We start from the raw sequence: 12537 nt of genomic DNA on the forward strand, positions 1-12537 counted from the left end.
TGAGTTGCTCAGCCACGATCAGAACCTCCCGGACGAGCCACACCGACGCGGCTCGCACTTCGACGGTACTGCGATTTCGCGATTCCGGCTCCCGAGATGACAGGCGTGTCGATGAATAGGTAGTGAACGCCGACCGGTAGCTATCGGTCAGCTACGGAGTTGCCCGGCCACCCGGCCGAACCCGCTAGAGTCGCTACATGAGCGATGTGGCAGAGCTGGAGAAGCTGTCGTCGAAGGAACTGCACGACCGAGCGGTCAAGCACGCCGTCCGGCACGGCGACGTCAAGTTCCTGTGGCGGCTGCTGGAGCAGATTCCGGCGGCGGAGGCCGCCACCGGGAACATCGGTGAGAGCGAGGCGGACATCAAGTATGTGCTGCCGATGCTCGACGACTACATGCACTCCGGTGAGGGCGAGATCGCCGAGGCCTTGCGGCCCTTGTACATCGAATACCTGAGCACCCGCGACTGAGCGCCGCCGGACCGACCGGCGCACGTCGCGAAGGCTCGCCGTGCGCCGTCGGGAAGCGAGATGCCCGGGCGGACAAGGGCACTCACAGATCGACCCCGGCGGCCCGATCCGGGCTACCGGGGTCGATCGCACTGCGGTACGGCTCAGCCGAGCAGCTTCCAGTCCTCCAGGCCGTCGTAGAGCGGGAAGTCCTGGGCCAGCTTGGACACTCGCGCGCGCAGGGCGGCGAGATCGGCATTGCCCGCCAGCGCGGTGGCGATGATGTCGGACACCTCGGCGAATTCGGTGTCGCCGAAGCCGCGGGTGGCCAGCGCGGCGGTGCCGATGCGCAGGCCGGAGGTGACCATCGGCGGACGGGGGTCGAACGGAACGGCGTTGCGGTTCACCGTGATTCCGACCTCGTGCAGCAGATCCTCGCCCTGTTGGCCGTCCATCTGCGAGTTGCGCAGATCCACCAGCACCAAGTGCACATCGGTGCCGCCGGTCAGCACGGTGACGCCGTTACCGGCGACATCGGCGGCGGTCAGACGCTCGGCCAGGATCTTGGCGCCCGACAGGGTGCGTTCCTGGCGCTGCTTGAACTCCTCGGTGCCGGCGATCTTGAAGGCGGCGGCCTTCGCGGCGATCACGTGCATGAGCGGACCGCCCTGCTGGCCCGGGAAGACGGCGCTGTTGAGCTTCTTCGCGTACTCCTGCTTGGCCAGGATCAGACCCGAACGCGGTCCACCCAGGGTCTTGTGCACGGTCGAGGACACCACATCCGCGTGCGGCACCGGCGAGGGGTGCAGACCGGCGGCGACCAGACCGGCGAAATGCGCCATATCGACCCAGAGGTAGGCGCCCACCTCGTCGGCGATCTCGCGGAACGCCGCGAAGTCCAGGTGACGCGGGTAGGCCGACCAGCCGGCCACGATCACCTTCGGCCGGACCTCGCGCGCCTGCTTGCGCAGCTCGTCCATGTCGACGCGGTGGTCTTCCTTGCTCACCCCGTAGGCGTGCACCTCGTAGAGCTTGCCGGAGAAGTTGAGCCGCATGCCGTGGGTGAGGTGACCACCGTGCGCCAGATCCAGGCCGAGCAGTTTCTCGCCCGGATTCATCAGCGACATCAGCACCGCGGCGTTGGCCTGTGCGCCCGAATGCGGCTGCACGTTGGCGAATTCGGCGCCGAACAAATCTTTGACCCGCTCGCGCGCGAGGTTCTCCACCACGTCGACGTGCTCGCAACCGCCGTAGTAGCGGCGACCGGGATAACCCTCGGCGTATTTGTTGGTCAGCACGCTGCCCTGCGCCTGCAGCACCGCGCGCGGCACGAAGTTCTCGGAGGCGATCATCTCGAGGGTGTCGCGCTCACGGGCGAGTTCGCCCGCCATCGCGGCGGCGAGCTCGGGATCGAGATCGGCGAGCGACTGGGTGTTGACAGAGGGGGCGGTCGTCTGGGTCACGCGCACAGTCTATGTGGTGGCCCCCGGCCGCTCCGTCGTGCCCCGCACCGGTGCCGGGCGCGGCGACCTCGATACCCGCCGAGGCGCAATAGCGACTGCACACCAGCCCGTTGTGGCCCCATAAAATGGGGCTGCCCACTGTGTAAAAAAGGCGTAACATTCGCCGCGCTGTCGACGACTGTGACAGCGTCATCGACTCATTCGATCACATCAGGGGTTCACATGCTGTTTTTCACCGCGGGTACCGGTAACTCGATTCAGGACATGCTTTTCGCCATCCTGAAGTCCGCCTGCACCATCTCCTCCGGCGGCAACGCCGGGTGCGCGGGCTGGGGCGCGTAGTAGCACCGACACCCTTCGGCCGGGTTCGCGAGTCGGGGCGCGGATCCGGTCGGTGTTCGATATCAGATTTCCGGCGAATTGCTCGATAGCCCCGAACCGGATATTGCGATACCGATCACGGTCGCCATTGTTTGCGGTGCTAACTATTTCCGCGTACGGACATCGCCACCGAATGTCCGGGGCCGGATATTCCCCGATTCTCGCTACGGCGCGTCCTCACATCCTGCGTAGCGCCGCCGGCGTCAGCGGCTCGTCGAGAAGCCGGCCGAAGCGCGCCACCCGATCGTCGGTGTCGACCGCGCGATCCAGCCACCCGCCCAACAGGCGATACCCCTCCACATAGGTGCTGATGTAGGCCCGCCACAGCGGCGAGGACAGAAAACGCAGGGACTGCCGCGCGCGCTCGGGTGTGGTCAGACTCCAGCGCTGCAGGAATTCGGCGACCTCGTCGGCACTGCGGCCGCGATCGTGCAGCAACAGCGCCGCGTCCTGGCGGACCGCCAGCAGTTTCGCCGAGGCGCTCGACAGTCGTTGTGCGCGTTCGCCGTCGAATCGCAGGCCGAGGTCGGCGTAGATCTCCTGCGCCCAGATTCCCCAGTCCGGGCCGATGATCGATTTCAGCGCCAGATCCGCCAGCCCCTCGGCCATCAGGCATTGCGGCGTGTTCACCACGAACAGCGTCTGCTCGTCCTGTCCGGCGGCGACCAGCCCGGCCTCCTTGCGGCAGTGTTCGGTGTGGTGACCGGGATAGGCCTCGTGCGCGATCAGCGCCGGCAGCTGCGCCATATGTTGTTTGAGATCGGAATTGATCGCGACCCGGGACCGGAAATTGCCGAGGTAGTAATTGAATCCCGACCACGGTTTGTCGCCGACGATCTCGTATTCCACCTGCTCGTGATCCGGCAGCGGATAGCGTTCGCGCACCAACTCGCGCAGTGCGCCCGAGAACGCCTGCACACATTCGGTGAGGCGGTGCGGCGGAATCTCGTCGGCGCGCCGATGCGCGGTCATCCGATCCAGCAGCGAGCCGTCACCGGCCAGCACCTCGTCGAGCTGCCGGTGCGCCTCCCGATAGTCCTCGACGTCACCGAGGGCGATATCGACGTCGAAATAGGACCGCACCTCCTCGATGAAGGAGATGTCGTCGCCGGCGAACTTGCGTCCCGAGCATTCCAGCGCGCGCAGATGCGCCTCCAGGAATTCGGTGCGCTGCTCGCTCAGCCCGGCCTCGGGCAGTTCCTTGCGCAGGGCCGCTGCCCGGTCGGCCAGTTCGCGCGGCTGCGGCGCGGGCGCCGACTCCACGGCCCGGCGCAACGCGGGATCGCCGGTGTAGGCGTCGACGAAGCCGGGTTCCAATCGGTCGAATGCCAGTCCCAGGCGCAGATATTCGGTGACGAGCGGATGCGCAGCCATGACATCCGACGATAGCCGCTTCCCCGTTCCCGGCCTCGTCGGCGACCGAAACCCGTCGGTCGAGAGAGAAATGTCACCCAGGGTTACCGGCGAGTAATAGCACCCCGCGTTCGGTGCGGTGCCCACCCCGAGGAGAATTCGCCTATGCGAGGACTGTCGAGCGCATTTCACCGCGCCGGGCACGGCACAGGTTCATCGGTGACGTCGTTACGGGTGGTGGCGCGCCCGCCCGGCGGGGGAACTTCGGACCGGGAGTGTGCGTAGGTGGCACGGATGAGCGAGCCGAGTCCGTATGTCGAATTCGATCGCAAACAATGGCGCACCCTGCGTAAATCGACTCCGCTGATCCTCACCGAGGAAGAACTGATCGGCCTGCGCGGTCTCGGCGAGCAGATCGATCTCGAAGAAGTCGCCGAGGTCTATCTGCCGCTGGCCCGATTGATCCATCTCCAGGTCGCCGCCCGACAGCGGCTGTTCGCCGCCACCGCGACCTTCCTCGGGGAAACGCATCCGGATCATCAGGTGCCGTTCGTCATCGGCATCGCCGGCAGTGTGGCGGTCGGTAAATCGACCACTGCCCGCGTATTGCAGGCGCTGCTGGCGCGCTGGGATCACCATCCGCGCGTCGATCTGGTGACCACCGACGGATTCCTCTATCCCACCGCGGAGCTCACCCGGCGCGGCATCATGCACCGCAAGGGTTTTCCGGAAAGCTACGACCGGCGCAAGCTGCTGCGCTTCGTCACCGAGGTCAAATCCGGTGCGCCCGAGGTGTGCGCACCGATGTATTCGCATATCGCCTACGACATTCTGCCGGACCAGTTCCACTGCGTGCGCCAGCCCGATATCCTCATCATGGAAGGGCTCAACGTCCTGCAGACCGGGCCGCGGCTGATGGTTTCGGACCTGTTCGACTTCTCGATCTACGTCGACGCGCGCATCGAGAATATCGAGCGGTGGTATGTCGATCGCTTTCTCTCCCTTCGGAAAACGGCGTTCGCGGACCCGCAGTCGCATTTCCACCACTACGCGAAGTTCAGTGATTCCGAGGCGACCATCGCCGCCCAGGAGATCTGGAACGCCACCAACCGGCCCAATCTGGTGGAGAACATCCTGCCGACGCGGCCACGCGCAACCCTGGTGCTGCGCAAGGATTCCGACCACAGCATCAACCGGATCCGGCTGCGCAAGCTCTGATTCGGTTTCGCACTACACGCGTCAAGCCGGCCAGGCCGCGTCGAGCCGGGCGGCGACATCGATATCGCGGACAGCCGCGATATGCGGTTTACGAATCTCGCCGGCCACATAGCGGGCGACGAACCGGCGGATCTCGTGATCGACGCTGGCCAGCAGCCGCAGCAGTTGGCCGCGCCGGGTCGCGGTGGCCACATTGATCCGCACGTCGCCGGGGTGCGGTTCGGCGATGTCGATGACGATCCGCAGCGGCGCCGCCGTGCGGACCGTCAGGTGGACGTGGACGAAACCGGTGACCTCGAAGCGGTGACGATCGACGGCGAGATCCAGCAGCAGATCGATATCGAGCGGGATGGCGAGCTCGAAACCGACGACCTCGCCGACCGAGCGCTTCAACACCGGATCACCGAGTTGCACCTGCGCCGAGGCCTTCGCCAGATGCGCCGGGCCGACCCCGATCGGGCCGAAATCGAATGCGCTGCCTGCCAATTGGGCGAAAACAGCGGCAATCCGCTGTTCGGAGGCGGCGTAGGTTACGAATCGCCGGCCGAATTCGGCATAGGTGACGTAGGGCACCGTCGTTCCGGCCACCTCGGTCGCACCGCCGCGCATCTCGCTCATGTTCGCGACGGTACGCGTGCGCGGCGCCGGATCGGGGGATGATCTTGCAATGCAATACATCCTGCGCCGGGCCGTTATCTGCGGCCCGCCCGCTCACACTCCGTAACGGCGATGCCGCGCCGCGTAGTCGCGCAGCGCGCGCAGGAAGTCGACGCGGCGGAACTCCGGCCAGTAGGCCTCGGTGAACCAGATCTCGGAGTAGGCGCTCTGCCACAGCAGGAAGCCCGAGAGCCGCTGCTCTCCCGAGGTGCGGATGACCAGGTCCGGATCGGGCTGACCGGAGGTGTAGAGATGCTGGCCGATGGCGTTGACCGTGATCGACTGCACCAGATCTTCACCGGTCTCCCCGGCCGCGATCTCCTGCCGCACCAGCGAGCGCACCGCGTCGGCGATCTCCTGCCGGCCGCCGTAGCCGATGGCCACGTTCACATGCACACCGCCGCGACCGTGCGTTTCGTCGGCCGCCTTCTGCATGCGGCGGGCGACGTCCTCGGGCAGGCCCTTCAGCGACCCGACGATGCGCACACCCCAGTTGTTCTCCGGCGCGGACAGTTCCTCGACCACATCGGTGATCACCTCGAACAGGGTTTCCAGTTCGTCGGCGGAGCGGCTGAGATTCTCGGTCGAGAGCAGATACACCGTCACCATCTCGATGCCCTCGGCCTCGCACCAGCCGACCAGTTCGGCGATCTTCAGCGCACCGACCCGGTGGCCGTGGGTGACGTCGGTGAAGCCGTTCTCCCGCGCCCAGCGGCGATTTCCGTCACAGACGACCGCGACGTGACGCGGATGCTGTTTGCCTGCCAGCTGTTTCGACAGCTGCGCCTCGTAGATGCGATAGGGCAGGTTGCGCACCTTACCGCTGAGCACCCGACTAGCAAGCTTCACGGCTGCCAACCTTATCCACCTCTCGCGTGCCGCCCGAGTTCTCCGCCAATTTCTGCTGCGCAGGGATGGCAGCGGACACCACGAATCAGTTCCCCGGTTCCGATCGACCCTATCGCGGCGGCGTCCGGCACGCGGAGCCTACTGCCGGTACAGTGGCTGGAGAACTAACCTACGCAACCGTAGGTTACTCAGGAGGGAACCAGTGACCGAATCGGTGAGCTCGGCAAATCCGGCCCCCGGGGAGGTGTCCTCGCTCGAGCATCCGGCCAAGGAGGGGCTGCGCACTCTGGCCGTCAAGCCGCGGATGCGCGGCTGGATCCACACCTACGCGGTCGCCGTCGCAGCGATCGCCGTGGCCGTGCTGGTCGCGTCCGCGGCGACCGTGTCCGCCACCGCGGGCTGGTCGACGCTGGTCTACGGCGTGACCGTCTGCGGCATCTTCGGCATCAGCGCGATCTACCACCGGGTGACCTGGCAGTCCGTGCGCACCCGGACGCGGATGAAGCGCGCCGACCATTCGATGATCTTCCTGTTCATCGCCGGCAGCTACACACCGTTCGCCCTGCTGGGACTGCCCGGCCGCACCGGGGTCACCCTGCTGAGCGTGGTCTGGGCCGGGGCCGTGGCCGGGGTGGCGCTGAAAGTGCTGTGGCCGACCGCGCCACGGTGGGTCGGGGTGCCGCTGTATCTGTTACTCGGCTGGGCCATCGTGCCGGTCGCGGCGACACTGACCCACAATGTGGGCGTCACACCGATGGTGCTGCTACTCATCGGCGGTATCGCCTACAGCGCCGGGGCGATCCTTTACGCCGTGAAATGGCCGAATCCGTGGCCGGAGGTCTTCGGTCACCACGAATTCTTCCATGCGGCAACGGTTCTCGCCGCCCTGTGTCATTACGTCGCGATCTGGTTGGTCGTATTCTCGTAGGGCAAGATCACCGGTAACCTGCCGCGGCCGTACGGGCGGGTTCTATGCTCGTTCGTGCTATACGTCCGAAACCGGTAATACCGAACCAGACCACTGCCAGGGGCTATGACCAGTCGACTCGTGCTCTGGGCCCTGCGTGCGCGCTGGGGCCTTTCGACGGTGGTGATGGTCTGCAATCTGGGCGGCCTCGCGGTCATCGTCGTCGAATTGTGGTTGAGCGGATTTCTCGGCAACCTCGGCGAGGACTGGCTCAGTGCCGTGGCCCAGACCGCGATCTATCCGGTGCTCGGCGCACTGGCCGGCATCGTGCTGGCCGTGCGCGACCGGGTGTACTACTTCAGCTGGATCGATCAGACCCGCCGGCCCACCCGGCCGGAGGCCGAGCGACTACTGAGATTGCCCATCGCCATCACCGTGCGGGCGCTGGCCATCTGGATACCGGGTGTCGCCATCGCAACGGCACTGTTCGCCCAGGTGGTGCCCACGCGGGCCCTGTGGGCGATCGGGGCGATGTTCTTCCTGGGCGGGCTGGAATCCGCGGGTTTCACCTTCCTGGTGGTGGACCGGCTCATCCGGCCGACGATCCCGGTGATCGCGCGGGTGCTCGGCGGTACCTCGCACTGGAGTGCCACGGTGCTCAACCGGCTGGTCATCTCCTGGGCGGTGGCCGGGGCGATGCCGCTGCTGATGTTGATCACCGTCCTCGGCGATCCGGTGGCCGACGCCACCGATCGGGTGCGGACCGCGCTGTACATGTCGCTGGTCGGCCTGCTGGTCGGGGCGCTGACCACCGCCACGCTGGCCCGGTCGGTGGCGGCGCCGCTGGGGACGCTGCGGCGGGCGCTGGACCGGATCGCGCGCGGCGAACTGTCCGCGCGGGTGCCGATCACCAGCGCCAGTGAGATCGGGCGCCTGGAACTGTCGGTGAACGAGCTGGCCGAGAATCTGTCCGAACGCGAACGCATGCGCGACGTCTTCGGCCGCCACGTCGGCAACGAGGTGGCCGAACGCGCACTGGCCGGCGGCGTCGACCTGACCGGCGATGTGCGGGTGGTGACCGCGCTGTTCGTGGACGTGACCGGATCGGTCGAGATGTCGACCGAACTCGCGCCGCGCGAATTCGTCGATCAGCTCAATCGCCTACTGGCCGTGGTCGTCTCGGCGACCGAGGACAACGGCGGGCTGGTGAACAAATTCGAGGGCGATGCGGCGCTGTGCATCTTCGGCGCCCCGATCGCTCTGGGCGACAACGCGACTCCCGCCCTGCGCGCCGCACGGCGCATCCGCGACGAGGTGGCCCTCGGCGGCGAATTCGATATCGGCATCGGCCTGGCGCGCGGCAGCGTCTTCGCCGGCGACGTGGGCACCGACACCCGGCTGGAATTCACCGTGATCGGCGACGCCGTCAACGAGGCCTCCCGGCTCACCACCGAGGCCAAGGAGGTCCCCCGCCGGATCCTGGCCAGCCAGGCCGTGATCGACGCGGCGACCGAATCCGAACGTTCCCGCTGGGTGCTCTACGACAAGATCCAGCTGCGCGGCCGCCGGGAGCCGACGGCGTGCTGGACCGATCGCAAACCGGTAGGACCGGGCGCGAACGCTCCGGTCGAGGAGTGAGGGCGGCTCTCGGCAGCGACCACCGCGGTGGCGTCAGGAGCCTACGAGCGCGGTGCGCACCTGTTGCGGTTCGGATACCGGTAGATCGCACACGGAGCCGCGGCAGACATAGGCCGCGGGGGCGCCGCCCCGGGCGGGACGGTCCGTAAGCAATGGGATCGAATCGGATTGCCCCGCGACGACCACCGCGCCGCCGGGGGCGAATCGGCGTGCGGTACGCAGCAATTCGGCCGTCGCCGCGGCATCGGTCGATTGCGAGATCGCGATCTGGATCGGCCCGGCCAGTGCCGCCTCGGCGACGCTGAGCCACTGGCCGCCGGAGCGCGGCGCACGGGCCAGGATGATGGCGCCTGCGTCGAGGGTGGCATCGGCCAGCGTGCGATAGCGGGCCGCGCGGTCCGGGGCGCTCAGGGCGGAGGCGGTGAGCAGGGTTTCGGCGAAGGTGGAGGCCCCGGCCGGGGTCGCCCCGTCGAGTGGATCGCGCGGGCGGGCGACGAGTTTCTCGGCGTCGACGGCCGTGTCGAACCAACTGCCCGGTTGTGCCGGGTCCTCGAAAAGGGTGGTGGCGACGTCGATCAGCTGCTGCGCCCGGTCGAGCCAGGACAGTTCGCCGGTGGCCTGGTGCAGGGCCAGTAGGCCGGTCGCGAGCCACGCGTAGTCCTCGAGGACGGCGGGCGCGTTACCGGTCGCGCCGCCCAGTGAGGCGCGCATCAAACGGCCGTCGACGAGGTGCCGATCCAGCAGGTACCGCGCGCACCGCGCCGCGGCGTCGACCCATTCCGGCCGGTCGTGTGCGGCACCGGCCTCGGCGAGGGCGGTGATCGCGATGCCGTTCCAGGCGGTGACCACCTTGTCGTCGCGCTCGGGTTGCGGCCGTCGGTCTCGCACCGCGCGCAGCCGCTGCCGGATGTCGTCGAAGCGGTGGGCGTCGGCGGGATCCTCGCCCGGTCCGGCGCCGGGATCGGTGTACCGGGTGAGCACGGAGGTGCCGTGTTCGAACGTGCCCTCGGGCGTCACGCCGAAAATCGTTGCGGCCCACGGGCCGTCCTCGGGACCGAGGGCTTCCGTGAGCTGCTGCGGCGTCCACACGTAGGTGGCACCCTCGATTCCGGGCGCCCCGGGTTCCACATGGGTGTCGGCGTCGAAGGCCGAGGCGAACCCGCCCTCGGCGGTCAGCAGATCGGTGAGCAGGAAGGCCGCGATTTCCTCGGTGATCCGCTGCGGCAGTGAGTCGCCCGTGCCCGGTTCACCGCTCGCCTCCAGCCGCGCCAGATGCGCGTAGGCGCGCAGCAGTTGCGCATTGTCGTAGAGCATCTTCTCGAAATGCGGAACCACCCAGGCGGCATCGACCGAGTAACGCGCGAAGCCACCGCGCAGCTGATCGTAGATCCCCCCGCGCGCCATGGCCGCACAGGTCGCCGAAACCGCTTGTCGCGCAGCGTCTTCCCCGGTGCGCTCGTAATGGCGCAGCAGGCCCTCCAGCAGCGCCGAGGGCGGGAATTTCGGTGCCCCGCCGAATCCGGCGTAGCGCTCGTCGACATCGCGCAGCACCGTGGCGACCGCGTGCGCGAGCAGCTCGGGCGTGACGGTCAACTCGCTCGCGGGCAGCCCGGCGCCCTGGTCCCGCAGCGCCTGCGCCACCTGACCGGCGGCCTGGTCGACCTCGTCGCGGCGATTGGTCCAGGTATCGGCGACCGCGGTCAGCAGCTGGGTGAACGAGGGCATACCGCCGCGCGGCGATTTCGGATAGTAGGTGCCGCAGTAGAACGGCTCCCCGGCCGGCGTGAGGAAACACGTCATCGGCCATCCGCCCTGCCCGGTCATCGCCACGGTCGCGGACATGTACACCGCGTCGATATCGGGCCGTTCCTCGCGATCGACCTTCACGCAGACGAAATTCGCGTTCATCAGTTCGGCGGTGGCCGGATCGGAGAACGATTCGTGCGCCATCACGTGACACCAGTGACACGAGGCGTAACCGACCGACAGCAGGATCGGGATATCGCGCGACCGCGCCTCGGCCAGCGCCTCGGCACCCCATTCCCGCCAGTCGACCGGGTTGTCGGCGTGCTGGCGCAGGTAGGGCGATGTCGCGTCGGCCAAGCGGTTCATGGCTCCACCCTCCCACAGCACCGACACACCGCGACACCCGCTGACGCGGCAGCTGAGCCGCACGCTCCGTGACTAGCAGGTCCGGGCCGCGCACTCGAGCCATCGTCCACCAGATGGGAAGCGGCCCCTACTCGTGGCATGAGGGCCGCACGGCCGTGCGCGCTATCCTCCGGACTGTCCGCACGCGCTGTTCGAGAAAGCCTGATGTCGTTCGCGCTGGTCGTGAATTCAATCTGGAGAACGAAACGAAAGCAGCAGCTTTCGATGCGCTGGTCGCCGACACCGTCCCGGCGATCATCGACCATGAGCCCGGCACTCTCGTTTATGCCACTCACAGGGTTACCGACGAACCGTTGGCGCGTGTCTTCTACGAGGTCTATCGTGACCGTGCGGCATTCGATGAACACGAGCAGCAGCCGCACACCCGCTACTTCCTCGAAGAGCGCGGTCAATATATCGAGTCGTTCCGCGTCGAGTTCCTGGCTCCCGGTTCGACGAAAGGGCTACCGGACTGATCAGAGCCGGTCAGCAATTCCGCACCACACAGAGAACCCGTGCACGGTGTCCACACTGCGAGCCTCCGCGCGTGCCAGTGCCCGCACCGTCTCGTGAACCATCGGGTTGTAGCGAGTTTGGGCCGGGGTAATTGCCCTCGCTTTCTGCAGAGCGCCGAAGGCCTGGCGACGGTCGCCGTGCAGCAGGTAGGCCCGAGAAATGTCGATGAAGTGATGGCCCGCACGCTCTTTCGAGGTCCCGGCCGGAATGACCAACGTGCTCAGCCCGGACCTCCAGAACATTCCGGCAGTCTCGAAATATCACGACTTCCTCCGAGGGTGTGTGCTCGGACGCCTGGTGGGTGGATGTCACCCTGCCGATGCTCGAAGACTCTGCGCCGCCGCCTGCGCGCGTTGGTCGCCAACATCAAGCCGACCCGGCGCAGCCCTGTCTATACCGACTTCGATCCGTGGAAAGTCGCGGTTCGAGGCGAAGGTGCGCACCTACCTCGCCGAACACCCAGATCAGATCGCGGTGCAGAAGCTGCGGCGCAACGGTCAGATCACCACGGCTGATATCGCTTCTCTGGAAAATATCTTCGTCGCAGAGGGTTTCGGCACGGCCGAGGATGTGGAGCAGGCCAAGTCCGAACACGCCGGGCAGCTGGGTCTGTTCGTGCGCGCGATCGCAGGTCTCGACGAAGAAGCCGCCATCGCCGCCTTCGACAAGTTCCAGGAGGGACGCATCCTCTGCGCGAATCAACTCGACTTCATCAAACTGTTGATCAAGGTGATTACGAAAAACGGCATCGTCGACGTCGGCGCGCTCTACGATTCGCCGTTCAGCAGCATCGCCCCACGCGGCCCCGAGGAGTTGTTCTCCGACGAGGACCTCGACGCGATGCAGGAGGTACTCACACGCCTGCGCGCCACGGCCATCCCCCTCGACGCGCAGACCGCCTGACCGATTCGCGGGTCACGGGCTCGAGGCGATCCGTTCTGATCCAGCGCCCACC

The 12537-nt window shown here is 67.0% G+C and carries 11 protein-coding genes; 6 read left to right on the forward strand and 5 right to left on the reverse strand.

The annotated features are described in order from the left end of the window. Positions 1 to 197 precede the first annotated feature (197 nt). A complete protein-coding gene (locus tag NE2_RS02150; protein WP_063023425.1) occupies positions 198 to 470 on the forward strand; it encodes a hypothetical protein in 273 nt (90 codons plus the stop codon). Positions 471 to 613: 143 nt separating this feature from the next. Here NE2_RS02150 and glyA read toward each other — a convergent pair whose 3' ends face one another. Together glyA and NE2_RS02160 are read right to left on the reverse strand one after the other, a co-directional pair. Next, positions 614 to 1912: a serine hydroxymethyltransferase gene (gene glyA / locus NE2_RS02155; RefSeq protein ID WP_063023782.1), complete on the reverse strand. Its 1299-nt coding sequence runs from the start codon at positions 1910 to 1912 to the stop codon at positions 614 to 616. 558 nt (positions 1913 to 2470) lie between these two features. After that, entirely contained in the window at positions 2471 to 3667 is a 1197-nt protein-coding gene (locus NE2_RS02160; RefSeq protein ID WP_063023427.1) for a hypothetical protein, read from the reverse strand. 264 nt (positions 3668 to 3931) lie between these two features. Between NE2_RS02160 and coaA the strand changes: the two genes are divergently transcribed. Continuing rightward, the gene (gene coaA / locus NE2_RS02165; protein ID WP_062964691.1) at positions 3932 to 4864 is read left to right on the forward strand and encodes a type I pantothenate kinase; all 933 of its coding nucleotides are present in this window, start codon (positions 3932 to 3934) and stop codon (positions 4862 to 4864) included. Positions 4865 to 4885: 21 nt separating this feature from the next. Here the strand turns inward: coaA and NE2_RS02170 are convergent, their stop codons facing one another. Further along, entirely contained in the window at positions 4886 to 5482 is a 597-nt protein-coding gene (locus NE2_RS02170; RefSeq protein ID WP_228817187.1) for a hypothetical protein, read from the reverse strand. A 93-nt stretch (positions 5483 to 5575) separates the two neighbouring features. Beyond that, positions 5576 to 6370: an isoprenyl transferase gene (locus NE2_RS02175; protein WP_063016981.1), complete on the reverse strand. Its 795-nt coding sequence runs from the start codon at positions 6368 to 6370 to the stop codon at positions 5576 to 5578. A 304-nt stretch (positions 6371 to 6674) separates the two neighbouring features. Between NE2_RS02175 and trhA the strand changes: the two genes are divergently transcribed. Next, positions 6675 to 7298 (forward strand): PAQR family membrane homeostasis protein TrhA, encoded by a 624-nt coding sequence (gene trhA / locus NE2_RS02180; RefSeq protein ID WP_063023786.1) that lies wholly within the window; start codon positions 6675 to 6677, stop codon positions 7296 to 7298. Between the two features lie 105 nt (positions 7299 to 7403). Then, complete coding sequence (locus NE2_RS02185; protein WP_063023429.1) at positions 7404 to 8915, forward strand: adenylate/guanylate cyclase domain-containing protein; 1512 nt, start codon at positions 7404 to 7406, stop codon at positions 8913 to 8915. 33 nt (positions 8916 to 8948) lie between these two features. On the opposite strand, the gene NE2_RS02190 is transcribed toward NE2_RS02185, so the two are convergent. Beyond that, positions 8949 to 11027 carry a thioredoxin domain-containing protein gene (locus NE2_RS02190; protein WP_063023432.1) on the reverse strand — a complete coding sequence of 693 codons (2079 nt, stop codon included), beginning with the start codon at positions 11025 to 11027 and terminating at the stop codon, positions 8949 to 8951. Positions 11028 to 11140: 113 nt separating this feature from the next. On the opposite strand from NE2_RS02190, the gene NE2_RS02195 reads away from it, so the two are divergent. Next, positions 11141 to 11542 (forward strand): putative quinol monooxygenase, encoded by a 402-nt coding sequence (locus NE2_RS02195; protein WP_084493700.1) that lies wholly within the window; start codon positions 11141 to 11143, stop codon positions 11540 to 11542. A gap of 247 nt (positions 11543 to 11789) precedes the next feature. Then, on the forward strand, positions 11790 to 12485 hold the full coding sequence (locus NE2_RS02205; RefSeq protein WP_084493702.1) for a type I restriction-modification enzyme R subunit C-terminal domain-containing protein: 696 nt from the start codon (positions 11790 to 11792) through the stop codon (positions 12483 to 12485). Positions 12486 to 12537 lie beyond the last annotated feature (52 nt).

It is taken from the genome of Nocardia elegans NBRC 108235 (assembly GCF_001612845.1).
In the GTDB taxonomy this organism is placed as follows: Bacteria; Actinomycetota; Actinomycetes; order Mycobacteriales; family Mycobacteriaceae; genus Nocardia; species Nocardia nova.

Coding starts and splice junctions, on each gene's coding strand:
- NE2_RS02170 (WP_228817187.1), bottom strand. CDS start 5,482: ATGAGCGAGATGCGCGGCGGTGCGACCGAGGTGGCCGGAACGACGGTG.
- trhA (WP_063023786.1), top strand. CDS start 6,675: ATGCGCGGCTGGATCCACACCTACGCGGTCGCCGTCGCAGCGATCGCC.
- NE2_RS02185 (WP_063023429.1), top strand. CDS start 7,404: ATGACCAGTCGACTCGTGCTCTGGGCCCTGCGTGCGCGCTGGGGCCTT.
- NE2_RS02205 (WP_084493702.1), top strand. CDS start 11,790: ATGACCAACGTGCTCAGCCCGGACCTCCAGAACATTCCGGCAGTCTCG.
- NE2_RS02150 (WP_063023425.1), top strand. CDS start 198: ATGAGCGATGTGGCAGAGCTGGAGAAGCTGTCGTCGAAGGAACTGCAC.
- NE2_RS02195 (WP_084493700.1), top strand. CDS start 11,141: ATGGGAAGCGGCCCCTACTCGTGGCATGAGGGCCGCACGGCCGTGCGC.
- NE2_RS02160 (WP_063023427.1), bottom strand. CDS start 3,667: ATGGCTGCGCATCCGCTCGTCACCGAATATCTGCGCCTGGGACTGGCA.
- NE2_RS02190 (WP_063023432.1), bottom strand. CDS start 11,027: ATGAACCGCTTGGCCGACGCGACATCGCCCTACCTGCGCCAGCACGCC.